This is a genomic window from Peribacillus deserti, assembly GCF_016909175.1.
Lineage (GTDB): Bacteria > Bacillota > Bacilli > Bacillales > DSM-1321 > Paraperibacillus > Paraperibacillus deserti.
On sequence record NZ_JAFBFI010000023.1, the window covers coordinates 1 to 21,477 of the forward strand.

Consider the following 21,477-nt stretch of genomic DNA (forward strand, 5'->3'; position numbering starts at 1 on the left):
TTTTCGTGTTGCCTTTTTTACCCTTCTAGATTACTTTGGAGAGGATTGATCCCTAGTTCTTTTTTTATTTTCACAGAAAAAGCGGCAGCGAAAGGTCGTTCTTGCCTTTTGATGGCGATTGGCTTATGACCGAAGGTGTCAGTTCGCAGCTGGACAACAGGAAAAGCGGAAAGCGGTGCCTTCCAATACATCACTTAATTATGAGATGAATGATCTGCTAATAATTTTCATAACTTTTAAAAATGGAAGGCAGAGACCCGATAAAGAAGACTTGCTGATTGGCGAGCGAGAGTGAAGACAGAAGCTTAGTCGCACTTATGCGTTAGCCAAGCATAAGACGAGCAGGCCGTGAGAAGCGCTTTTTCTTCTCATGGACTGATTGGCTTATGACTCGAGGGTCTCAGCTTGCAGCTGGACAACAGGAAAAGCGGAGAACGGTGCTTTTCAAAAAGTTCTCGTGACATTCAGGATGATGAACAGTATTATTTAACACTATTAAAATGGCCAGGCTCTTCTCATCATATAAGAAGAAGAGCCTGGCCTTATTTAATCCCGCTTCGATTCATTCGGAAAGAACTCTAGAATCCTGTACCTGAATATATCATGTCTTGGTTTTTCCCCATTCTTTTAGACATATAAAGAACGTGATCTGCTGTTTTCTTTAATTCTTCTGCGGATTGAGCGTGGTCTGGATAAATAGCCGCTCCTCCGCTAAAACTCACAAATATGTCCGCTTCATTTATGCTGATAGGCTTATTTATTAAATAAGCTCTTAATTCAGTAAAAATACTGCTTAGATTGTCCATGGTAGGGTTTTTTAGAATTATCATAAATTCATCGCCAGAATAACGGTATACACTCGCATCAGGAAGTTTGATGTTTTTTAATGCAGCGGACAACGTTTTTAAGTATAAATCACCGGCATGATGACCATATGTGTCGTTAATGCCTTTTAAACCATCTGAATCTATCATCACTAAAGCAAGAGGATTACGATCCTGAATTAATCTCTCCAAGTCAGAATGAAAAGCTCGATAATTCCCGAGGCCAGTCATCTCATCTGTAAGTGACATCTTGTAATTCTTTGAATAGAGCTGTGCAGTAATGATCGAGCTCATCACCTGGTTTCCTATCATTTGAAGCAATTCTTCATGCTCTTTCCGATAAGCAAATTCTTGGTTGCTTTGGGCTGAAATAACCCCTTTTACTTTGTCATCAATAATGATTGGAACAAAGATGCAGGTTTTCCCTTGATTTCCAGTCCCAAACGTTTCATCGAATTCATCCAGCTCTTCCGCCGTTTTAGCATGAATTGTTTCTTTAGATTTAATAACCTTAGCTGTAAAGCTGTTGCTGTCTAATGGAATAATATCAGGCATAAGGATTTCTCCTTCATCAGCCATGAAAGGAAAATGAATTTCTGGACTTTCTTCTGTATGCAGTGCTATAAAGAAGGCGTCTGTTGGCATAACTCTAGACACAAGTTCATAGGCCTTTTCCATCAAGACCTGCTCATTCAAGGTCTGTGTACACGTTTGCCCGAAATCCTGTAAAATTCGCAAATGACTATTCAGCCATGTCATATCCTTTAATTTTTCATCGAGCTTATTTAGTTCTTCCTTAATTGATGAGAGAAGCTTGGTATGTTCTGTCTCTATCACACTATTCTCTGATACTTCCAGATTGCAGAAAGAAGTAGAGCCAATGGTTTTAAGTGCCGAAAGAATGCTGGCCAGCTGATTTGCCTCATCAATATTTCTCATTTTAACATCATCCATATCTTCACTCTTTTTTATGTTAATCTATTGAATATTAGTTTCGAATCCAGGAAACACATCAGCCATTGTTTGATATCAAAAAAATAGGCTAAAGCCCTAATTTGGCTAGATATGAACCGCCTCTGCATTTATTAATACCTATATATCCTTAAACAATGTAATAATAGTTTATCACTGCAAAAAAGAAAATGGTATAAAATTCTAATTATTTCAACTAATTTATATTAAAAGCGAAGATGATCTTCTACTGCTTTGGAACTGTGATACCCGCTTCATATAAATGATATTTTTCATGGTAATTAAGTAATCAGCTATTTTATTTTTTTCGTGAAATCATGCCAGCTATAATAAACCGATTTATTCCTTGTACACCCTGCTGAACCCAGGGGTTAGTCACCTTTACCTGAGGTTCTGAACTTTAGCCAATACCCAAATTTTTAATTCTTCCAAGAAGACCTTTTTCATTTCGTCTGTCTTGTTTTTTCTTTTGCTTCTATCTGTTCCTACCACTATACGGCCAGTCATTGATACAGGATATAACTTCATCCGGGATTCTGTAATGCTTATTGATAGATTCATTAAGTCGATATCACTTAGAGGGAATTCTGTAAATAGAGCCAAATGAACCTCTGCTCCATCCCAATGTTTCATAAGAATACAACTACTTCCAAGCAAGTCTTCCTGTATACATTCTATGCTGCTTTCAGGATATTCCCATCTTATGTAATGCTCGGGGACTTCCGCGTTAGATATTATATTTGTACACATCATACCTGCGCTCCAGGCCAGACCGTCTCCATCCTTACCAAGAGCGAGAGTTCTAAGCTGAGAGTCAAATTGAAGGATTAAACGATCTTTCTCTTCATTAACAGAAAAGGGGGAAGTTGATACCCTTTTTGAGGTTATCTGCTGCCGGGGCATAAAGGAAACTTGCATCTTAGCCATTTCAGGGTGAGCGGCAATATGTAAATCTGTCTCATAGACCTTCCGTAATAATTCTTCATCATTCTTTAAAAAGCCTTCGGATATCTGAATCAGTTTTCCTTGTTTCAGCATTCCAAGAGCATCCGCATAAATCGAGGCAATATTAAGGTCGTGAAGAATTGCAAGTACAGTTAAATTCTTCTCTTTTTGCAGTTTTTTCAGCAGATCCAATATTTCAAGAGTATGCTTTATATCCAAATGATTAGTTGGTTCATCCAGTATGATTAGTTCGGGTTCCTGCGCCAGTGCTTTGGCAAGGAGAACTCTTTGTTTTTCTCCTCCGCTTAAGGAAATAAACGGCTTTGATTTATAGGAATCTAAATGTGTCAGCTTCATTGCCTCTTTAACGGCCTCTCTGTCTGTTTCAGATTCTTCATGGAATAATCGTTTCGCCTGATAGGGATAACGCCCAAGGGCCACAATTTCTTCCACAGTGAAATCCAGCCCCATTTGGTTTTCCTGGCTTAAGACGCTTACCTTTTGTGCCAGCTCTACAGAGGAATAGCGGTCAATAGGCTTTCCATCGAGCAAGGCTCCGCCGCTTGAGATGGGAATGACACCCATTAAGAGTCTGATAATGGTAGTTTTACCGCTGCCATTAGGACCGAGAAGGGCAAAAAAACTGCCTTTTTCCACTTGGAAACTCACATCATGAACAGCAGGGTGTTTCTTATCATATCCACCTGAAAGGTTCTGAACGTGCAGCATGTTATATTCCCCCCCTCCTCATTCTTTCTTTTATAAGCAGCATGGTGAAAATTGGCGCACCAATCAGTGCCGTAACAACACCTATTGGGAGTTCCCTTGGCGAGATAATGGTCCTAGCGGCTAAATCGGCCAGCACTAAATATCCTCCGCCAATAAACAGGGTCAGCGGCAAAACATGCTTATGATTCGCCCCTGAAATCAGTCTGACCAGATGGGGAATTACAAGCCCTACAAATCCAACTGCACCAGAAACAGCCACTGCTCCCCCTGTTAATATAGAAGCAGCGATCAAAATCAGCCTTTTCTTCTTTTTTACGTTAATTCCCGTAAATTGTGCTGATTGGTCTCCCAGAGCTAGTCCATTTAACTCTTTGGCATGAAGCAAAAGGATAACAGCACCAATGACAAAAAACGGAATAATCAGCTTTACATGTTCCCAGCCTCTCATAGACACACTTCCCATAAGCCAGTAAAGGATCTGTCTGACATCTTCTCTTGGAGTGAGTGCCATGAGCAAAGATACCAGTGCTCCGGTAAAAGAGGACAAAATAACCCCCGCTAAGATGATGGTTTCATTAGCAAGCGTACTGCTGGCCAGCCTGGTGATTCCAAAAACCAGGAGCAGCGTCAGACCTCCACCGGCAATAGCAAAAACGGGAAGAGTAAAGCCGTTAAGCCAAATAATATTAAGCTGAAAAAAGATAACCAGTACTGCACCAAGGGAAGCACCTGATGAGACTCCGATTGTATAAGGATCAGCCAGCGGGTTTCTAAGTAAACCTTGAAAAGCCGCGCCGGCAAGAGATAGAGCGGCCCCCACAAAAAAGGCCAGCACCACCCTTGAAAATCGAATTTCCCAGATAATCATCTCTGTGCTCTTCGGTCCTTTATAAAGCGGTATTCCGGTTAAATGCTCAGTGACAATCCTTAAAATATCAGGAACGGTAATTGCAACCGTTCCTAAAAATAAAGCTATAATTATTGAAAAAATGACAAATAGAATGCCAAAAAAATAAAAAAACTTATTTCGATTATTTATATATATCCGGGTAAATAGACTTCCCAAGAGCTTCCACTCCCTCTACAAGACGAGGACCGGGGCGAGTTACAGTATCACTGTTAACATCGAATACCTGCTTGTTCTTAACTGCCGGTACAGCTGACCAGCCTTTTCGGCTTAACACCTGTTGAGCTGAATTTTTCACATAGTATCCATAAGTTGTAATAACCACATCCGGATTATATTTAACTGCTTCTTCTTCATTTACTTTTACCCAGCCCTGCTGTCCTTCAGCGACATTAACCGCGCCGATTGTATCAAGCATTTCCTGCATAAAAGTCCCTTTTCCTGTTGTATAAATATCTGGCTGTGGCGCAACCTCTACCCAGACGCGTTTTTTCTCTTTAACTTTCGCCGCTTTTTCTTTCACCTCTGCCAATTTGTCCTTCATATCTTTAACGATGGTTTCAGCTTTCTTAGAAGTACCTGTCGCTCTGCCTAATAGTTCGATAGAATCATACACCTGATCAAAGGTATTTTTTGTGCTATTTACAATTACAACAGCAGTCCCTGCTTCTTTTAACTGTTTGATAACCTCTGCATGGTTTTTATAATGATAAGTATCTAAAAGTGCTAAATCTGGCTGAAGAGATAGCATCTTCTCAATGTTAAGCTCCTGTGCTCCAACCTTCTCTTTTTTTAATGCTTCTTGCGGATAATTATCAAAATCTGAAACTCCAACGATTTGATCTTCCAGGCCAAGTGCAAAGGCAATCTCCGTGTTGCTGGGTGTAACGGATACAATTTTTTCAGGTTTTTTTTCGATCTTTACCTTTTTGCCTTCATCATCTGTAATGGTGATTGGAAATGCTTCTTTTTTCGCAGTTTGTTCAGATGTCTTTTCCTTTTTCGGTTCTGTATTAGAATTATTGCAGCCTGTTAATACAACCAGAGTCAGAATGAGCAGAATAGAAAGCAAGCCTATACCTTTAGTAAAATTAGTTTTCATTATTATCCTCCAAATAAGATCATTGTAGTTTAACTTCTTCCAGAAACAAGATTATATTCTAGATGCTGCATATAGCATGCTTCCAGCCCTTTACTGGCTGTCTGTTCTTGATAGCTTGTTTTATAATCCGTGTTTTATGTAAATGCTGAGTTTCCTGAATCCCAGTTCCCGTACTAACGACTGTTTCTATTTCACAGCCAGTCAGCACAGGATTGGAGCAGAGCTGGCTGATGTATTCCCGATTCCCATCTCAACTAAAATCAAGAGTCTTGCCCCGTTATCGATCATTTGTTTTGCCCGCTCCATGCCTATCGAAGTGGACTCCATAACCTGATCCCTGTCATCAGAAACTAAGTCAGATTGCTCTCAGCTCGTCTTTGGCAACTCGGCCGGTAATTATGACATGCAGGTTAACAGGCTTTTTTGAAGCATTTACTTTATCTCGTTTAGCGGCAGGTTGTTTTCCTCCTCTCCTTGATTGTCCGGTGGAATTAAGAATGCTGAATCATTTGTAAAATCGGAATCTCGCGTGTATTTAGAAATCGCACGTTGCGTGTCCAGAATCGCGTGTAGACTCCTTCGATTTATTCCAAACAGCCTGTCCCTTGGCACGCTGCCACCTCATTTCAAGAACCATCCACTATGATCCGCTGCGCATTAAAGGATACCGGACCTAAAAGCATTCTTATTTCTGAACACAAAAACCCCTGACATAATAAGTCAAGGGTAGGCATGCATGATAAAAGCATCGCTCGTCTTGGCTTATTCTTCCCACCGAAGCATAAGTACTGGATTCTTTAAAAGCAGGTCTCCTGGCTAGCGTTTTATATGGCTGCGGCCTTCCCGGCATGAATGCCAGTGGCTTGATTGCAGTGTTCTTTCAACGCTTACAGTAGCGGGGGCTGCACCGGATTTTCACCGGTTTCCCTATTATCCCTTTCAATAAGGGCACTTTTAAAAGATTATTCAGTTCTTTACCATTCTAATAGAAAAGTTGAAATTTGGAAAGAATGAAAACTTAATACGGCAGAATGACACCTGGATTATGTAAAGCGTTCACTTTGTCCATACTGTACTGAGGATACTATTTATTAGGAGGGCTGTGCATGATCAGACCTAATTTGAACGAGGGCTATGTTAGGCCGATTAGAATTGTTACGCTTGCGGCGGCGGCCGTTTTAATTGCGGCTGTATTTGGAACAGCCATACACTTTATAGAACCCTATACCTTTCCCAGTGTTTTTGAAGGTATCTGGTGGGCGCTTGTTACAGCATCTACTGTCGGATATGGTGATTTCGCACCCGTGACTCCTGTTGGAAGGGTACTTGGAATGATCTTAATCATTACGGGAATCGGGCTTTTTACAACCTATATTACGACCCTTGCATCCGCTGCTGTCACTTCACAGGCCAATTATCTTACCGGCAAAAAAGCGTTCACTAAAAATGGCCATTATATCATTATTGGCTGGAATGAACGCTCAAGGCAGACCATTATTAAACTAAGAGATGCTGAATTTAACAACCGGATTGTGCTCATCGACAACACCCTGGAGATTAATCCATTCAAGGATCATGTTTTTCATTTTATCCGTGGAAATGGAAGCCATGACGATGTTCTCAAAAGGGCAAACATTTCGGAAGCCTCTACGGTATTGATTACTTCAGGGCAATCTAAAGATGAGTACCAGAGCGACACTTTCACAGTCATGTGCCTGCTGGCGATTAATGGATTGAATCCAGGAGTGCGCTGTATAGCAGAAATATTAACAGAGGAACAAACAGAAAATGCGAAGCGTGCCGGTGCAGATATCATTTTAAAAACAAATTCCGTTCTAAGCTCTGTAATGGAGCGCAGCTTAATTAATTCAGAAAATAGTTCTGTTGTTGTAGACCGTCTAATTCCTCAATTACAAGTTGAATGTTTATCAGCACCGCCTGAATTTGAACAAAAAAGAATAGATGAAGTAAAGGAGCTTTTACTAAAAAAGCAATACATCCTGATTGGCATAAAAAAGGGAGCTGAGGTTGAATTCACACCGCTCCCTAATTACATCGTCGAGCAGGAAGATCAGATTATCGCCGGAAGGTTTTAATCCAAAAGAATCGACTCTAGCTCATGAACAAGGGATTTCCCAAGGTCGACATATTTTTCAGGGAATTCTGCGTCCGCTTTAACAGGCTCCTGAAATTGATTAAATGAAGCAGAGATATTACCTATAAAGGCATCATCCAGATCTTTTTGATACTTATGCGACAATAAAAAGGGTCTCTCCATTTGGACTGCCGCCCCGCGGGTATCGAGCTGCCCCTCAGCAGCACGAAAAGGTACTCTTAGAAATTGGTACCCTTTATGGTCGTCAATTTTATAATCAAAATATCCATGATCATAATCCCAATTTCCACTGATGATATACCCCTTAGGTTCAAGCGTACTTTCCAGATCATATAGCGAAAAAGTGTGTCCCTCAATCCGGGAAGGTATTTCAATCATTTATAGACCTCCTAGTTTCGTTTACTTTAGCTTAACCCCAAAACCAGGGAAATAAAATGGGAAATAGAAAAAGGATGGCCCTTGGCCACCCTTTTATTAATTATAATCTTTTTTCAAGTTCTGCTTTTTTCTCTTCGAAGCCAGGTTTGCCTAACAGGGCGAACATGTTAACTTTATAGGCTTCAACGCCTGGTTGGTCAAACGGATTTACACCCAGCAGGTATCCGCTGATTGCACATGCTTTTTCAAAGAAATACACAAGGTATCCAAATGTGTAAGCGTCCATCGCAGGAATCGTTACAATAAGGTTAGGGACCCCTCCATCTGTATGCGCGAGAAGCGTTCCTTGAAAAGCCTTATTATTAACGAAATCAACGGTTTGTCCAGCTAAGTAATTTAACCCATCAAGATCATTTTCTTCGCTTTCAATGGTAAGTTCATGCCTAGGTGTTTCGACCTTAATAACCGTTTCAAACAGGTCTCTGCGTCCTTCTTGAACATATTGGCCGAGCGAGTGAAGATCGGTTGAGAAGTTTGCGGATGAAGGATAAATCCCCTTTTGGTCTTTCCCTTCACTCTCGCCCATCAGCTGTTTCCACCACTCTGAGAAGTACTGTAATCCTGGTTCATAATTAATCAGCATTTCGATTGTTTTTCCTTTATTATAAAGAACATTGCGGACTGCAGCATATTGATAGCTGGCATTTTCCGCAAGCTCAGAACTGCTGAAATCGGCTCGGGCCTGTGCTGCCCCATTCATCATATCCTCAATATTAGCTCCGCTCACTGCAATGGGCAGTAAGCCAACCGCTGTAAGAACAGAGTATCTGCCGCCGACATCATCAGGAATTACAAAGGATTCATAGCCTTCTTCATTAGCAAGCGTTTTAAGTGCCCCTCGCTCTTTATCTGTTGTTGCATAGATACGCTTTCTTGCTTCTTCCACTCCATATTTTTCTTCCAAAATTTTGCGGAAGATACGGAAAGCAAGTGCCGGTTCAGTTGTTGTTCCCGATTTAGAAATGACATTAATTGAGAAATCCTTGCCGTCAAGAAGATCCATAAGATCTCTCATATATGTAGAGCTAATGTTGTTACCTACAAACAAGACTTGAGGAGTACCTCGTTTTTCTTTTGGGAGAGCGTTATAAAAGCTGTGCTGCAGCATTTCTATCGCTGCACGGGCACCTAGGTAAGAACCCCCGATTCCAATCACTAACAAAACATCTGAATCAGATTTAATTTTTTCAGACGCTTTTTGAATGCGCGAAAATTCTTCTTTGTCATATTGATCAGGCAGTTCAACCCATCCAAGATATTCATTGCCTGCTCCAGTACCTTCATGAAGAGCTTGATGTGCAGCTTTTACAGCATTACTTAAGTATGTTAATTCGTGTTCTCCAAAGAATGAAAGTGCTTTGGAATAATCGAAACGTACATGTGTCATGTTTGTTCCTCCATATTTTAGATTACCATTCCACTTTATCGAAAGCCGCCGCTCTTTTCAAGCATACCCCATTATGTAAGCGTACCCATTTTTAGGTATTTTTAAAACTCTATTTCAGTCAGTGAAATTCTGCTTGGAACCCTTCTTCACGACTCCTACTGGAGGTCGAGTCAAACAATGTAAGTGTTATATATTTCGGTATTTTTTGAGCAGCTTCTTACTAATAACAATGGTTAAGAATCAGGAAGCGAAAATTTCATAGGGACTTGGAAGGATTGGGTTAATAGCGGTTTAGAATGAATCTTCGTTACCAGGCTATAGAAGAAGATCAAGAAGCCCTTTCAGTAATAAACAAATACACCATTTATCTTATATCCTCTCCTTAATAACTTAAAATGGGACACATAACAAGCAGCTATTAAAAGGATTAAAGCAATCAAAAAACACACATCTATTCGATGTGTGCCGCTGCCAAATTATAATGAAGCTCTATAAATAGCTAAAACATCTTCACGATTTAATTTTTTAAAATTGCCAAATTCGCCGTTAATCATAGCCTTATCAGCCATAACCTCGATTTTGGTGTCATCGATATCATAATCTGCCAATCGTGAAGGTGCTCCAAGGCTGCTCCAGAAATCGCTGAGCTTGTTGATTCCTTCGAGGCCTGTTTCCTCTTCTGTTTTTCCTTCAGGATCTACGCCTAAAACTCTGACAGCCAATTGTTTTACTCTTCCCGGGTTCTCGTTAAGTACATGTCTCATCCAGTTAGGGAATAGAATTGCCAGACCGCCTGCATGTGGAATATCATATACGGCCGAAACAGCATGTTCAAGATTATGTGTTGCCCAGTCGCCGCGAATACCCATAGAAAGCATTCCGTTCAGCGCTATAGTTCCTGAATATAAAATGGTTTCCCTATGCTCATAGCTTTCTAAGTTATCAAGCAGTTTTGGAGCGGTTTCCATAACTGTTTTCAGAACAGATTCACACATTCTATCCTGCAGGACTGTATTAGTTCCTTGATGGAAATAAGTTTCAAGAACGTGAGACATCATATCTACAATTCCATAGATCGTTTGGTCCCGAGGCACAGTAAACGTATTTTCCGGATCAAGGATTGAGAACTGAGGGAATGTCAGCGGGCTTCCCCAGCCATATTTCTCTTGAGTTTCCCAGTTTGTAATAACAGAACCTGCGTTCATTTCAGAGCCTGTTGCCGCAAGTGTAAGTACAGTTCCAAATGGAAGAGCTGACTCTACCTGCGCTTTTTTTGTTACGATATCCCAGGCGTCTCCTTCATACTTGGCTCCAGCTGCTATTGCCTTTGTACAGTCAATCACACTGCCGCCGCCTACTGCAAGCAAGAAATCAATTCCTTCTCTTTTGCAGATTTCAACACCTCTATGGACCGTTGTTAATCGTGGATTCGGTTCCACCCCTGCTAGTTCAAAGATTTCTGCATCCAACTCTTTTAGTGTGTTAATTACCTTATCATATAATCCGCTTTTCTTAATGCTTCCTCCGCCGTATACAAGCAGAATTTTATTTCCATACTGAGGTATTTCATTTTTTAACTGATCTAATTGACCACTGCCAAAAATTAATTTAACTGGATTTTTAAAAGCAAAATTTAACATTTTTTTGCCTCCTTTCCTTACTTATTATGCAAAAGAAGACAAACAATATCAAAGAAAAAGATTACAAAAAAAGCGGAGAACGGTGCCTTTCTAAGAAAATGTATCTGGAAACAAAATCACATTTTAAAAATCGCGTATTATTAGAGCAAAAATTATAAACAAATTTTCACTTTCTATATATTAAAAAATCTGCTCCGCTGCATAATTTTTTTCCCTATAAGCATTCTAATGATGAACCATTAATTAAGGAGGTATTTCGTATGAGTGCAATTCAGCGTATTGCTCTAGTACTTACAATTATAGGCGCCATTAACTGGGGATTGGTCGGATTCTTCCAATTTGATCTTGTAGCAGCTATTTTCGGAGGCCAGGATTCAGCTTTAGCCCGTATCATTTATGGATTAGTCGGTCTTGCCGGGTTAATTAATATCGGGCTTCTATTCGTAAGAGATCCACAAACTCAAACCTCAACACAGCGTGAGCCCGAAACTACAAGATAATCCGTTAGTTAAAGCTTCTGTCTTTAAATAGCTTGAATATATGGCAGTAAAGTCATACTGTTACAAAACATAGCCTCTAGTTCTGGCTATGTTTTTTTCAATACGGCAGAATATGGCTAGTTAAAACCGGAGATAAATTCCGTGAAGGCTAGATACATTCTACTTTTATGATACCTAGAATTTTTCGAGATTAATCTCACCAATAAGAAAACAAGTAATTCCTTTTTGATTTATAACTGCTTAATTAGATTGAAATGGTTTTATACTAAATAAATAAAGCTGCCGACTTGGCCGGCAGCCTGAATATTTATAAATTTTTATTAAGCTAAAACTTTTTGAATTCTTTCAATAGCCCAATCTAAATCTTCTCTTGAGATAACAAGAGGAGGAGCAAATCGGATGACTGTATCATGTGTTTCTTTGCATAACAGCCCTTCTTCTTTAAGCAGTTCACAATATTTACGGGCCGGCTCTGTAAGCTCTACTCCAATGAATAGTCCTCTGCCGCGTACTTCTTTAATCTTAGGATTTTTAATTTCTAGAAGTTTCGCCTTGAAATAATCTCCAAGTTCATTAGAACGTTCTGCAAGCTTTTCATCTATCAAAACATCCAGAGATGCTAGGGAGACTGCACAAGCCATCGGATTGCCTCCAAAGGTTGAACCATGAGAACCTGGATTGAAGACTCTTAGAATGTCTTTATTTGCAGCTACACAGGATATCGGGAAAACTCCGCCCCCAAGTGCTTTGCCCAGAATGTACATATCCGGTTCTACATCTTCCCATTCACAGGCAAACATTTTACCTGAGCGGGCCAAACCTGCCTGGATTTCATCTGCTATGAACAGTACATTGTTTTCTTCGCATAATTTTTTAGCGGCTTTCATAAACCCTTCCGGCGGAATAACAATTCCAGCTTCTCCCTGAATCGGTTCAATTAAAAAGGCAGCGGTGTTCTCTGTAATTGCTTCCTTTAAAGCCTCTAGATTTCCATACGGAATAAGGGTAAATCCTGGAAGCATCGGACCAAAACCACGCTTATATTCTTCTTCAGAGGAAAGAGATACAGCGGTCATTGTCCGGCCGTGGAAGTTACCCCTGCATGCAATAATTTCAGCTCTGTTCTCTTCTACCCCTTTTACATCATAAGCCCATCTGCGCGCCGCTTTTACAGCTGTTTCAACGGCTTCTGCGCCCGTGTTCATCGGCAGAGCCATTTCTTTTTTTGTAAGGCCGCAGATTTTCTCATACCAAGGACCAAGCTGGTCATTATGAAATGCCCGGGAAGTCAGCGTCACACGGTCTGCCTGATCTTTAAGGGCCTGAATAATTTTAGGGTGACGGTGGCCCTGGTTTACAGCCGAATAGGCGCTGAGCATATCCATATATTTATGTCCTTCTGGATCTTTTACCCAGACACCTTCAGCTTCTGCTATGACAATTGGAAGCGGATGATAATTAGGTGCACCATACTTTTCTGTTTGTTCAATTAAACTGCTCGTTTTAGTTTGTAATGTCATTTTAAATTCCTCCCATCCACTACTTCAATATCTATTGTACATGGTAAACAATGATATTCAAACCTAAATTATTGAAGCGCTTTCTAAGCGGCAAAGTCAATTTGCATATTTATAATCTACACTTGATTATTATTTAAACATAATAAAAAAGCGGGAATGAAATAGATTCATTACCCGCTTTTTGTCGAATTACTTTTTAATTAAATCTTCACGTTGTGATTGGTCAATCCACTCTTGTAATTTGTCTTTTAGAGTGTTGAAACCTTCAGTATTCTCAGTTGTAGATTTAACAGTAGCCTGGCGCTTCTTTGGAGCACGTTTTGGCTGTGCTTGAGGACGCTCTGGAGCTTCCTCAGTTGCGCGGATGGAAAGGCCGATTTTTCCAGCGCCTTCATCTACAGAAAGAACCTTAACATTCACTTCATCGCCAACTTTTAAATGCTCATTAATATCTTTTACATATCCGTGCGTAATTTCCGAGATATGAACTAATCCTTGAGTTGACTCATCAAGAGCAACAAATGCACCATATGATTGTATACCCGTTACTTTTCCTGTTACTACAGATCCTACTTCGAATTTTTCAGACATGAAAACACTCCTATATACTTAAATTTTTCTATTCTATATACGCAATATCAAATTATAACACAAGCTGTCCTTTTAATCAAAAATTCCTTAAACTGCGATTGAATGTATGTATTTACATGCAAACTTCAAATTGCGAAGTTTGTGTCATAAAAAAGGGCGATTTGTATCGGCCTGTGCACTTAATCTAGGCTCCCCTAATAAGATATAACAAAAAAAGTTGGAGGAAGAATGATGCAGCCAGGTCAAATCCTTAAATTCCTAAGAGAAAACAGAAATCTTACCCAGAAAGCTTTGGCCTTACAAATAAGAGTAGGGACTCATGTTATAGAACAATTTGAAACTGGAGAGAAAGTTCCTGACATCCCCACACTTTTGCGTCTCTCCGCTGTACTGGAAGTGCCTGCTTCCGAACTATGCTGGCAAAGCCCATCCCCCTCTATACCGATGGTTGACAATGAAATAACACAGTTAATTTCAGGAATGGGGCCACAGAGAGCTATATTAATTCTAAGAAAAGTAAAAGAGTTAACCGAGGAAGAATTTGATTATATGATGAGCTGGCTTTATGACGATGAAAATAAAATAAACCAGCATTTATAATCGTGTATAAATAATAAAAATATGGACATAATGTTTGATAAGGCTTTCTAGCTTTCTAGTATTCCCCCCCTTTTTTGGACAAAACGATTAGTTTTGTCCCTTTTTTTATTTAGCTTAAAACTTGTCTGTTGATTTCCGCTACAGGCACTCGCTTTCCGCGGGCGGTCCGGGAGCCTCCTCTTACGTGTACGCCAGCGGGGTCTCCCTTAATAGAAAAGCGGAGGACGGTGACTTTCAAGGTACTTCTCTTTAGAGAATTGTGATGAACAAACTCGTTTTAGAAATCACTATATAGAAAGTCAGATATCTGAAAGACATAAGACAAGCGGCAGCGAAAGGCGCTTTTTGCCTTTTGATGGCGATTGGCTTATGACCGAAGGTGTCAGTCCGGATCTGGACAATACGCGCTTTTCCCGCAGGAGTCTCGCACCTGCAGCGAAGATCAACTTAGTGAGTAAATCAACATTAAGCTCTAACATCGCCTTTTATTTAGAAATGTAAATTTGGTAGTATCTTTGATCGAAAATGTTACCGAACATGCCTATCCATACAGGCCAAGCTCTTTCAACCATAAAAAAACTGCAAAGATCCGCTTTGCAGTTTTTGGTACATAACTGAGTTTATGAGTCCCGTCTTTGCGGGTCTGTTTCTTCTTCACGTGCGGCTTCGTTCCCCATTTTTTTGTTTGGGTCCTTTGTTCCGGCAAACCACGTCTTTGGGTTTAAATAACCTCTAAAGCGTTTTGCAGCTTCTTTGCCGGCAAAAAATACTCCTGCCCAAAATAGTATTTCAGCGATAACAAGGAGCACTGCAGTGATCGCTAATTTTGTTTTCCCATTAACATCTAGGAAAGGGACTAGCAAAGGCGCTATCCAGATAAGGGTGGATACAACAAGCAAAATGATTCCAAGCTTAAAAGTCGACTTTCGTTTAGGAGGCATTCATGAACTCCAATCTTTTAGTTAGTTTCTATAACCCCATTGTAACGGGACCTCCTGGAGTTCTCAAGAATAGCACCTTATAGTCAATCCTTACCCAAGCGTTCATAACACGAGAAAACACATGTACATGGATAAATGAACGATTTACTTTCTGGGCATCTTAAAATCAGGAGGTTGGTGTAATGGCTAGAAGAAACAATAATATTCTGGTGCCCAAGGCAAGAGAAGCTCTTGATCAGCTTAAAGCAAAGGTTGTAGATGCTAGTAGTCCTGAAGACGCAAAATTTGAAGCGGCCGCAGAAGTGGGAGTTCCGCTGCAAAAGGGATATAACGGGCGCCTTACTTCCGAGCAGGCAGGGAGAGTAGGCTGCAGGCTGGGCGGAAGTATGGTTAGAGAGCTTGTCAAAATGGCTCAGCAAAACTTAAATAATAAGAGCTGAGGACAATTTATTAAGATTAGTAAGCGAAGCTTTGCTTAGATAGACAAGGCTTCGCTTATAAAAAGCTTTTGCAGTGATTCCTCCTTATCAATGAAGGCAGTCACGTACGGAAGTAGTACACTCTATAAAGATTTAAGTTACCTGTTATTGAACCTTTGAATACTAATGTTATTCCAAATGGTTGATGGAATACCCACAAATAAGAGCTTATTCCCATGATTAGTCTCGCATACCTTTCCTCTCGATTCTTGTAATAAAAACCTGATTGTTTTTGTATCTGTATAAAACAGTTTTCTATATTCCTAGTTAATGGGACTAACTGCCTTTTTCTAATAAATGATGATTCACAAATTAGAATTATTCATAATAAATGGGTAAAATACCATTATGTTAGAGAGGTGGATGGTGATGGAGAGTATTCAGGCACAGAAGGTAATGAAGGGGCAAAAAAAAATTTTTGGAAATGAAATCTATTATGAGTATTATCAGCACCCTTCTTCAACCACTACTATTTTGCTATTGCATGGTTTTCTATCTTCAACATTTAGTTTTAGAAAACTTATTCCTTATGCAGCTCGCGACTACAATATTATATCTGTAGATCTGCCTCCCTTTGGCAACAGCGGCAAAAGCAATAAATATATTTATTCACATAAAAACCATTCCAGAATGATCATTGAATTACTAAAATCGCTTGATATAAAAGAAGTGATTTTGACCGGCCATTCTATGGGGGGGCAGACTTGCTTAAATATTATGAAGGATGCACCGGAGTTAGCAGCTAAAGGGGTGCTTCTATGCAGCTCTGGCTATTTAAAGAAATCCAGCGCCTCCCTTACATTCACCAGCCGCCTTCCATTTTTTCATTTGTTTGTTAAAAGGCGGCTTGCGAAAACCGGGATAGAAAAGAACCTGCAGAATGTAGTATTTAATCACTCTCTCATAGACCAGGAAATGGTAAAGGGCTATATGGAGCCTTTTTTAAATAATGAAATCTTTAAAGGGCTGACTAAAATGATACGTGAATGGGAGGGCGACTTAAGCCAGGACGATTTGAAAAGAATCGAAACCCCTTGTCTTCTCTTATGGGGAGAGCATGATAAAGTGGTGTCTCCAGACATTGGCAGGAGACTTCATGCAGATCTGCCAAACTCTTCTCTTAAAATATTTGAAGGGGCAGGGCACCTTCTGCCGGAAGAGGAGCCTGAGAAGGTTTATTCCTGCATGAAAGAGTTTATTGAAGCAGCTGAATAGTTCCTGCTAAATCGAACAAGAAGAATCATTTTTAAGCAGCAGCAGCATGTTAGCGGCAGCCAGACTTTTTTCCGTGCTGATAGTTTCTCCAAAAGAAAATTCAAGAATTTCTTTTATTTTTTCAGCAACTATACGCGGGTTGTCAGAAATATATAGAATTCCCATTATATCTGCTTTTTCAGTATCATAAGAAGATGGTCCTATATCTAGAGGATCCCATTCATCCAGCCACTGGTTCAATGGGATCGATTTATCTTGTTTATTCAAAATATTCACTCCATTTTGATAATTTATTATTTATAAATGTACATTATATAGTATCATAAAAAAATAATTAGAAAAACTCGTGTTTTTTACTTGTTTTTCTTACCGCTAAGAAAGCCATTTTATATTTTTTCGTCAAAAATTAAATAAACGGGGTGAAAGACTTGTTAGACATCGCTTTTGATCAAGTAATTGTTAGAAAAAATACATCCTGTTTAAAATGGGATGGAGTTGGAGAAAGGTTCGGTGATCACGAGCTGCTGCCAATGTGGGTTGCCGATATGGATTTTCCCTCACCGCCGTCTATAACAGCAGCCTTGGAGGCAAGAATAAAGCACCCTGTATTTGGCTACACATCTCCTTCGAAAGAATTATATGATTCTATCACTCTCTGGATGGAGAAACGGCATAACTGGTATATTGAAAAATCATGGATTCAATTTAGTGCGGGAGTTGTGTCTGCATTAGGTACCTGCATCCAGGCACTAACAGAGCATGGGGACCGTATATTAGTTCAGTCTCCTGTATATGCACCTTTTTTTAACATGGTTACACGCAATAACCGTACGCTCGTTAATAATGAATTAGTGCTGGAGAACGGCCGTTATGTGATTGATTTTGAAGATTTTGAGGAAAAATTAAAGTCGGGTGTGAAATTATTTCTCTTATGCAGCCCCCATAATCCTGGAGGACGGGTATGGACAAGAGATGAGCTCGAAACAATTGGAGAACTGTGCAGACGGCATAATGTTATCATCATTTCTGATGAAATACATGCTGACCTTGCGCTTGCCCCTAACCGGCATATACCGATTGCATCCCTCAGCCCGGAAATGGCAGATATTACGATAACAGCAATGGCTCCCAGCAAAACCTTTAACATTGCAGGCCTGCAAGCCTCTATAGTAATTTCTCAAAATGAAGAATTGATGAGAAAGTTTAATGATGTACACGACCGACGTGGTTTTGATGGTCTAAATATTTTCGCTTTAACGGCAATGGAAGCCGCCTATACGGGAGGATCCGATTGGCTTGATTCTATTGCGGCATATATTAAGGAGAATGCTGAGTATGCCAACAGCTTTATTAAAAGAGAGCTTCCTGCCATCTCTTGCATGATGCCTGAGGCTTCCTTTTTACTATGGATGAACTGCCGGAACTTACACCTCTCAGACACGGAGCTAAATGAAATGCTTACTAAAAAAGGCAAGCTTGCTCTCGACCCTGGAACAAAATATGGCCCTGGAGGAGAAGGTTTTGTACGGATGAATATTGGATGCCCCCGGGAACTGCTTGCAGACGGGTTAAACCGTTTAAAGACAGCACTTACGTAAAATAGAAAAGCGCGGGTCGCCCGTTTAGCGATGTATGGACTGAAGCGCTCCGCATGAGATAAAGGAAACACGAAGAGCGTAAAATGGTGCCTGCCACTCTGAATGTACATCCTGCCTATTATAACCATGTGAATTAAAATGGCAGGCAAGACATCCGATAAAGTAGACCTGCTGATTCGCGAGCGACAGCGAAGACAGAAGCCTAGTCGCACTTACCACGCTCGAACGCGCCACGTCCTGTGGCCTCGCCTGGCTCGCCCATCTTGTGCATCGTGCACAAGCCGTGCATAAGACGAGCCGGCGCTGTGAGAAGTGCTTTTCTTCCATGGACTGAATGGCTTATGACACGAGCGTCTCAGCTTGGAGCTGGATAATTATATAAGCTCAAATTTTTATACTTCCTTTTTGAAGCTAAATTGCCATGCTTTTGTCAAAAAGTTCTTTATTCCTATCACTTTTTTTATTGTAGAATACAATTAATGGAGTGATGATAAGATGAAACTGGCTATATTTTTAGTAATTATTATAGGTATTTTTTCCTTAATCGGCACCATTTTACTAGGCGGTAAAAGTGATGAAGACTACAGCTCTGCAACGAGAGGGAATTTGTCACGGCTAACATGGATGTATGTTATTTTAGCCCTTATATTATTATTAGGGATCGCTGGCTATGTAATTACATAAAAAAATGATAAAAACCGATCTGAGATCGGTTTTTATCGTTTAAATGATTTTTCTTCCCGCCTGTCCTAAAGCATAGTAAATGCCATGCTGAAGTGTCTGGAAACAATCGTACTGGGCTAATCCGGTATTAGAATTGGAAATAATGATGGATAGTTCAGGGGATATTCCTACAAGGATCGTTTTCATTCCAATCAGGTTGGCAGTTGAACCAAGCTTATGAATAAAGTGAGCTGTATAATCACTTAAATCTTTATCCAGGCCTGTTAAATCCAGGATCAGATAGTCAGCCTGGTATTTAGGGAGGTTATTCAGCGTTTTCTCAATTAAATCTGTTGAACGCGCTTCGTCATACCTGCCAAGAAGCGGCACAACCACGACTCCCTCAAGAACAGGTATAATGGGGGAAGAAAGCTCCTTCACAAGGCCCTGCAGCTCCCTCGTTTTATCCTCAACCACTGCTTCAAGCATCTGTATCTGTTCTGTTTCCTTTTGTCTGGCAAGCTGGTGAATATTCTTGGTAACCGTGATATCAGAAGGGAAGTATTCGACTATATCATGGTCTTTTCCTTCAATTTGGCTTTGACGAATTTCATACCAAATATTAGTACCAAAGAGTCCTGAAAAAATCCCGGCATAATGGGCTGGCATAAAGCTACCTGCTTTTGTTTTACCCTGAGCCTGATTAATTTTATATTCCCAGCTGTTTTTCAGCTGTACGAGAATGGATTTCTTACCAGGATCCAGTTCCTTAATAACAATTTCACCCCAGCCGGCCGAACCGTATGTATTGGGAAGAACCTTTGCCACATCGCTGATGTTCAGCTTCATTTTTTGAAAATACTCTCCCACTACCAGGCCCTGCCGGAACCCAGTGGTTTCTAGCACCAGACTGGCTGATTCAAGACCTGATATCTCCTCAATCGAATCAAATAAAGTTTTCATTGCTGAACTAATCCAGAATAGTACAGCATCTTCGCCTTCATATTTGAATTGACCCTTTTCTAAATTCCATTGAAAAGAGAGTCCCCCAATATTTATGCTTGATTCTTGACTCATCTATGATACTCTCCCTTTTAGCAATATTAGCAAGGTGATGATCGAATAATCTAAAGTAAATAAATAACGGTCAAATAGAGCCGCTTTTTTAGGATTCCTTATATACGTTTAATTAACCATTTCTTAAAGAACACGCTGATATCAAGCGTCCATACAGGCCCTATTCTCTCTTATTTAATAGGTAAGGGCAAGCAATACATGCAATACTGCAGCTTGGATAGTTTAAAATTTACAATAAAAATAGAAAAAAGCAGACTCATAGGATGAGTCTGCTTAGCAGTCATTCAATTATGCTTTTTGAACGTTAGAAGCTTGAGGTCCACGGTTACCTTGTTCTACGTCAAAAGTTACGCTTTGACCTTCTTCAAGTGATTTGAAACCTTCGCCTTGGATAGCTGAGAAATGTACGAATACGTCGTCTCCACTTTCACGCTCAATAAAACCAAAACCTTTTTCTGCATTAAACCATTTTACTTTACCTTGTTCCATTTTTGTTGCCTCCTAGTGTGAGTACACCATATTACTATCCTTGCTCTAAGTGATCCAAGACGAAAAGTTATCACTTACTATCCTATACACCGAACAAAAATAATTCTATTTAAGATTAACAGAAACTTAAAAAAATAGCAAGTAAGTATCGTTTAGAACGCCTTCCTATTTTTATTAAACCAGCCCTAGAGCTTTATTCCCTTTAAGATTTTTTCCTCTTTCACCCTAATTCAATATTCACATTTATCTAGAATAGGCTATACTAAACTTAATACGTTTAGCAGGAGGTATTAGGATGACTGAATCCAATCAATCAGAACAAGTAACGGAAACTTCTAAAAAGAAAGTAAGCCTTCAGGATGCTATTAAGCAGCAGCTTGCAAATAAGAAAAACCAATCATCGGGCGGGAAATCCATAACAAGCACTGGGCAGGCAGGAAAAAAAATGAAAAGCCAGCAAACCAAAAAAGTAAGTAATCAGCGCAGAAAAATGGGCACCTGATGAACGGACAGAATAGACCCGATATCAAGCCTGGACTGCCTGTTGATATTGTTTTAAAAGCAGATCAAAGAACAGGTAAAACCACAAGCGGAATAGTAAAAGATATCTTAACCAATTCAAGCTTTCACCCTCATGGTATTAAAGTAAGGCTGACAGATGGACAAGTTGGCAGGGTTAAAACGATTCGTTCAGAGTCTAAGTAAAAAGCATTGCAGCTGTCTGCAATGCTTTTTTTATGTGGC

General features: G+C 40.0%; 24 protein-coding genes and 1 riboswitch. Of the genes, 9 read left to right on the forward strand and 15 right to left on the reverse strand.

Features of this window, described 5'->3' with window-relative positions:
* Window positions 1–578: 578 nt before the first annotated feature.
* The 6 genes from JOC77_RS18455 to JOC77_RS18480 all read right to left on the reverse strand — a co-directional run bounded on the left by JOC77_RS18455 (window position 579) and on the right by JOC77_RS18480 (window position 5,806).
* Window positions 579–1,778 carry a sensor domain-containing diguanylate cyclase gene (locus JOC77_RS18455; protein WP_204546652.1) on the reverse strand — a complete coding sequence of 400 codons (1,200 nt, stop codon included), beginning with the start codon at window positions 1,776–1,778 and terminating at the stop codon, window positions 579–581.
* A gap of 399 nt (window positions 1,779–2,177) precedes the next feature.
* A complete protein-coding gene (locus tag JOC77_RS18460) occupies window positions 2,178–3,470 on the reverse strand; it encodes an ABC transporter ATP-binding protein (RefSeq protein WP_204546655.1) in 1,293 nt (430 codons plus the stop codon).
* Window position 3,471: 1 nt separating this feature from the next.
* Window positions 3,472–4,536, reverse strand: a complete 1,065-nt coding sequence (locus tag JOC77_RS18465) for a FecCD family ABC transporter permease (RefSeq protein WP_204546658.1) — start codon at window positions 4,534–4,536, stop codon at window positions 3,472–3,474.
* Window positions 4,502–5,479 (reverse strand): ABC transporter substrate-binding protein, encoded by a 978-nt coding sequence (locus tag JOC77_RS18470; RefSeq protein ID WP_204546661.1) that lies wholly within the window; start codon window positions 5,477–5,479, stop codon window positions 4,502–4,504. The genes JOC77_RS18465 and JOC77_RS18470 overlap by 35 nt, the downstream gene beginning before the upstream one ends.
* A 58-nt stretch (window positions 5,480–5,537) precedes the next feature.
* Complete coding sequence (locus JOC77_RS21905; protein ID WP_204546675.1) at window positions 5,538–5,687, reverse strand: nicotinate-nucleotide--dimethylbenzimidazole phosphoribosyltransferase; 150 nt, start codon at window positions 5,685–5,687, stop codon at window positions 5,538–5,540.
* Window positions 5,681–5,806 (reverse strand): nicotinate-nucleotide--dimethylbenzimidazole phosphoribosyltransferase, encoded by a 126-nt coding sequence (locus tag JOC77_RS18480; RefSeq protein WP_204546692.1) that lies wholly within the window; start codon window positions 5,804–5,806, stop codon window positions 5,681–5,683. The genes JOC77_RS21905 and JOC77_RS18480 overlap by 7 nt, the downstream gene beginning before the upstream one ends.
* Window positions 5,807–6,264: 458 nt before the next feature.
* Window positions 6,265–6,450: riboswitch (cobalamin riboswitch) on the reverse strand.
* A 135-nt stretch (window positions 6,451–6,585) separates the two neighbouring features.
* Between JOC77_RS18480 and JOC77_RS18485 the strand changes: the two genes are divergently transcribed.
* Window positions 6,586–7,575 carry a potassium channel family protein gene (locus JOC77_RS18485; RefSeq protein WP_204546695.1) on the forward strand — a complete coding sequence of 330 codons (990 nt, stop codon included), beginning with the start codon at window positions 6,586–6,588 and terminating at the stop codon, window positions 7,573–7,575.
* On the opposite strand, the gene JOC77_RS18490 is transcribed toward JOC77_RS18485, so the two are convergent.
* The 3 genes from JOC77_RS18490 to JOC77_RS18500 form a co-directional block, all read right to left on the reverse strand.
* Window positions 7,572–7,973, reverse strand: coding sequence for a YugN-like family protein (locus JOC77_RS18490; protein ID WP_204546698.1), 402 nt, complete (start codon window positions 7,971–7,973; stop codon window positions 7,572–7,574). The two genes, JOC77_RS18485 and JOC77_RS18490, sit on opposite strands and share 4 nt — an antisense overlap.
* Before the next feature lie 100 nt (window positions 7,974–8,073).
* Window positions 8,074–9,420, reverse strand: coding sequence for a glucose-6-phosphate isomerase (locus JOC77_RS18495; RefSeq protein WP_204546701.1), 1,347 nt, complete (start codon window positions 9,418–9,420; stop codon window positions 8,074–8,076).
* 476 nt (window positions 9,421–9,896) lie between these two features.
* On the reverse strand, window positions 9,897–11,060 hold the full coding sequence (locus JOC77_RS18500) for an iron-containing alcohol dehydrogenase (RefSeq protein WP_204546704.1): 1,164 nt from the start codon (window positions 11,058–11,060) through the stop codon (window positions 9,897–9,899).
* Between the two features lie 260 nt (window positions 11,061–11,320).
* Here JOC77_RS18500 and JOC77_RS18505 point away from each other — a divergent pair, with 260 nt between their 5' ends.
* The gene (locus JOC77_RS18505; protein WP_204546707.1) at window positions 11,321–11,560 is read left to right on the forward strand and encodes a DUF378 domain-containing protein; all 240 of its coding nucleotides are present in this window, start codon (window positions 11,321–11,323) and stop codon (window positions 11,558–11,560) included.
* Between the two features lie 320 nt (window positions 11,561–11,880).
* Here the strand turns inward: JOC77_RS18505 and JOC77_RS18510 are convergent, their stop codons facing one another.
* Window positions 11,881–13,080, reverse strand: a complete 1,200-nt coding sequence (locus JOC77_RS18510; protein WP_204546711.1) for an ornithine--oxo-acid transaminase — start codon at window positions 13,078–13,080, stop codon at window positions 11,881–11,883.
* 189 nt (window positions 13,081–13,269) lie between these two features.
* Window positions 13,270–13,671: a S1 domain-containing post-transcriptional regulator GSP13 gene (gene yugI, locus JOC77_RS18515; protein ID WP_204546714.1), complete on the reverse strand. Its 402-nt coding sequence runs from the start codon at window positions 13,669–13,671 to the stop codon at window positions 13,270–13,272.
* Between the two features lie 231 nt (window positions 13,672–13,902).
* Here yugI and JOC77_RS18520 point away from each other — a divergent pair, with 231 nt between their 5' ends.
* Window positions 13,903–14,271, forward strand: a complete 369-nt coding sequence (locus JOC77_RS18520) for a helix-turn-helix domain-containing protein (protein WP_239558895.1) — start codon at window positions 13,903–13,905, stop codon at window positions 14,269–14,271.
* Window positions 14,272–14,891: 620 nt separating this feature from the next.
* Here the strand turns inward: JOC77_RS18520 and JOC77_RS18525 are convergent.
* Complete coding sequence (locus JOC77_RS18525) at window positions 14,892–15,212, reverse strand: transporter suffix domain-containing protein (protein WP_204546721.1); 321 nt, start codon at window positions 15,210–15,212, stop codon at window positions 14,892–14,894.
* 182 nt (window positions 15,213–15,394) lie between these two features.
* Between JOC77_RS18525 and JOC77_RS18530 the strand changes: the two genes are divergently transcribed.
* Together JOC77_RS18530 and JOC77_RS18535 are read left to right on the forward strand one after the other, a co-directional pair.
* Window positions 15,395–15,652 carry an alpha/beta-type small acid-soluble spore protein gene (locus tag JOC77_RS18530; protein WP_204546734.1) on the forward strand — a complete coding sequence of 86 codons (258 nt, stop codon included), beginning with the start codon at window positions 15,395–15,397 and terminating at the stop codon, window positions 15,650–15,652.
* Between the two features lie 408 nt (window positions 15,653–16,060).
* Complete coding sequence (locus tag JOC77_RS18535) at window positions 16,061–16,906, forward strand: alpha/beta fold hydrolase (protein ID WP_239558897.1); 846 nt, start codon at window positions 16,061–16,063, stop codon at window positions 16,904–16,906.
* Window positions 16,907–16,912: 6 nt separating this feature from the next.
* Here the strand turns inward: JOC77_RS18535 and JOC77_RS18540 are convergent, their stop codons facing one another.
* Window positions 16,913–17,173, reverse strand: coding sequence for a DUF1871 family protein (locus tag JOC77_RS18540; protein ID WP_204546737.1), 261 nt, complete (start codon window positions 17,171–17,173; stop codon window positions 16,913–16,915).
* 161 nt (window positions 17,174–17,334) lie between these two features.
* On the opposite strand from JOC77_RS18540, the gene JOC77_RS18545 reads away from it, so the two are divergent.
* Window positions 17,335–18,504 carry a MalY/PatB family protein gene (locus JOC77_RS18545; protein ID WP_204546754.1) on the forward strand — a complete coding sequence of 390 codons (1,170 nt, stop codon included), beginning with the start codon at window positions 17,335–17,337 and terminating at the stop codon, window positions 18,502–18,504.
* Window positions 18,505–18,999: 495 nt separating this feature from the next.
* On the forward strand, window positions 19,000–19,188 hold the full coding sequence (locus JOC77_RS18550) for a hypothetical protein (RefSeq protein ID WP_204546757.1): 189 nt from the start codon (window positions 19,000–19,002) through the stop codon (window positions 19,186–19,188).
* 39 nt (window positions 19,189–19,227) lie between these two features.
* Here JOC77_RS18550 and JOC77_RS18555 read toward each other — a convergent pair whose 3' ends face one another.
* A complete protein-coding gene (locus JOC77_RS18555) occupies window positions 19,228–20,244 on the reverse strand; it encodes an STAS domain-containing protein (RefSeq protein WP_204546762.1) in 1,017 nt (338 codons plus the stop codon).
* Window positions 20,245–20,532: 288 nt separating this feature from the next.
* The gene (locus JOC77_RS18560) at window positions 20,533–20,733 is read right to left on the reverse strand and encodes a cold-shock protein (protein WP_204546765.1); all 201 of its coding nucleotides are present in this window, start codon (window positions 20,731–20,733) and stop codon (window positions 20,533–20,535) included.
* A gap of 295 nt (window positions 20,734–21,028) precedes the next feature.
* On the opposite strand from JOC77_RS18560, the gene JOC77_RS18565 reads away from it, so the two are divergent.
* The gene (locus tag JOC77_RS18565) at window positions 21,029–21,235 is read left to right on the forward strand and encodes a hypothetical protein (RefSeq protein WP_204546769.1); all 207 of its coding nucleotides are present in this window, start codon (window positions 21,029–21,031) and stop codon (window positions 21,233–21,235) included.
* Entirely contained in the window at window positions 21,235–21,438 is a 204-nt protein-coding gene (locus JOC77_RS18570) for a YwbE family protein (RefSeq protein WP_204546772.1), read from the forward strand. Before JOC77_RS18565 ends, JOC77_RS18570 begins: the two co-directional genes overlap by 1 nt.
* The last annotated feature ends 39 nt before the right edge of the window (window positions 21,439–21,477 follow it).

Excerpts from the sequence above, each read along its gene's own strand:
- JOC77_RS18565 (WP_204546769.1), top strand. The coding sequence starts at position 21,029 with ATGACTGAATCCAATCAATCAGAACAAGTAACGGAAACTTCTAAAAAG.
- JOC77_RS18485 (WP_204546695.1), top strand. The coding sequence starts at position 6,586 with ATGATCAGACCTAATTTGAACGAGGGCTATGTTAGGCCGATTAGAATT.
- JOC77_RS18570 (WP_204546772.1), top strand. The coding sequence starts at position 21,235 with ATGAACGGACAGAATAGACCCGATATCAAGCCTGGACTGCCTGTTGAT.
- JOC77_RS18525 (WP_204546721.1), bottom strand. The coding sequence starts at position 15,212 with ATGCCTCCTAAACGAAAGTCGACTTTTAAGCTTGGAATCATTTTGCTT.
- JOC77_RS18535 (WP_239558897.1), top strand. The coding sequence starts at position 16,061 with ATGGAGAGTATTCAGGCACAGAAGGTAATGAAGGGGCAAAAAAAAATT.
- JOC77_RS18455 (WP_204546652.1), bottom strand. The coding sequence starts at position 1,778 with ATGGATGATGTTAAAATGAGAAATATTGATGAGGCAAATCAGCTGGCC.
- JOC77_RS18460 (WP_204546655.1), bottom strand. The coding sequence starts at position 3,470 with ATGCTGCACGTTCAGAACCTTTCAGGTGGATATGATAAGAAACACCCT.
- JOC77_RS18480 (WP_204546692.1), bottom strand. The coding sequence starts at position 5,806 with ATGGAGTCCACTTCGATAGGCATGGAGCGGGCAAAACAAATGATCGAT.
- JOC77_RS18560 (WP_204546765.1), bottom strand. The coding sequence starts at position 20,733 with ATGGAACAAGGTAAAGTAAAATGGTTTAATGCAGAAAAAGGTTTTGGT.
- yugI (WP_204546714.1), bottom strand. The coding sequence starts at position 13,671 with ATGTCTGAAAAATTCGAAGTAGGATCTGTAGTAACAGGAAAAGTAACG.
- JOC77_RS18530 (WP_204546734.1), top strand. The coding sequence starts at position 15,395 with ATGGCTAGAAGAAACAATAATATTCTGGTGCCCAAGGCAAGAGAAGCT.
- JOC77_RS18510 (WP_204546711.1), bottom strand. The coding sequence starts at position 13,080 with ATGACATTACAAACTAAAACGAGCAGTTTAATTGAACAAACAGAAAAG.
- JOC77_RS18555 (WP_204546762.1), bottom strand. The coding sequence starts at position 20,244 with ATGAGTCAAGAATCAAGCATAAATATTGGGGGACTCTCTTTTCAATGG.
- JOC77_RS18495 (WP_204546701.1), bottom strand. The coding sequence starts at position 9,420 with ATGACACATGTACGTTTCGATTATTCCAAAGCACTTTCATTCTTTGGA.
- JOC77_RS18550 (WP_204546757.1), top strand. The coding sequence starts at position 19,000 with ATGAAACTGGCTATATTTTTAGTAATTATTATAGGTATTTTTTCCTTA.
- JOC77_RS18500 (WP_204546704.1), bottom strand. The coding sequence starts at position 11,060 with ATGTTAAATTTTGCTTTTAAAAATCCAGTTAAATTAATTTTTGGCAGT.
- JOC77_RS18470 (WP_204546661.1), bottom strand. The coding sequence starts at position 5,479 with ATGAAAACTAATTTTACTAAAGGTATAGGCTTGCTTTCTATTCTGCTC.
- JOC77_RS18505 (WP_204546707.1), top strand. The coding sequence starts at position 11,321 with ATGAGTGCAATTCAGCGTATTGCTCTAGTACTTACAATTATAGGCGCC.
- JOC77_RS18490 (WP_204546698.1), bottom strand. The coding sequence starts at position 7,973 with ATGATTGAAATACCTTCCCGGATTGAGGGACACACTTTTTCGCTATAT.
- JOC77_RS18520 (WP_239558895.1), top strand. The coding sequence starts at position 13,903 with ATGCAGCCAGGTCAAATCCTTAAATTCCTAAGAGAAAACAGAAATCTT.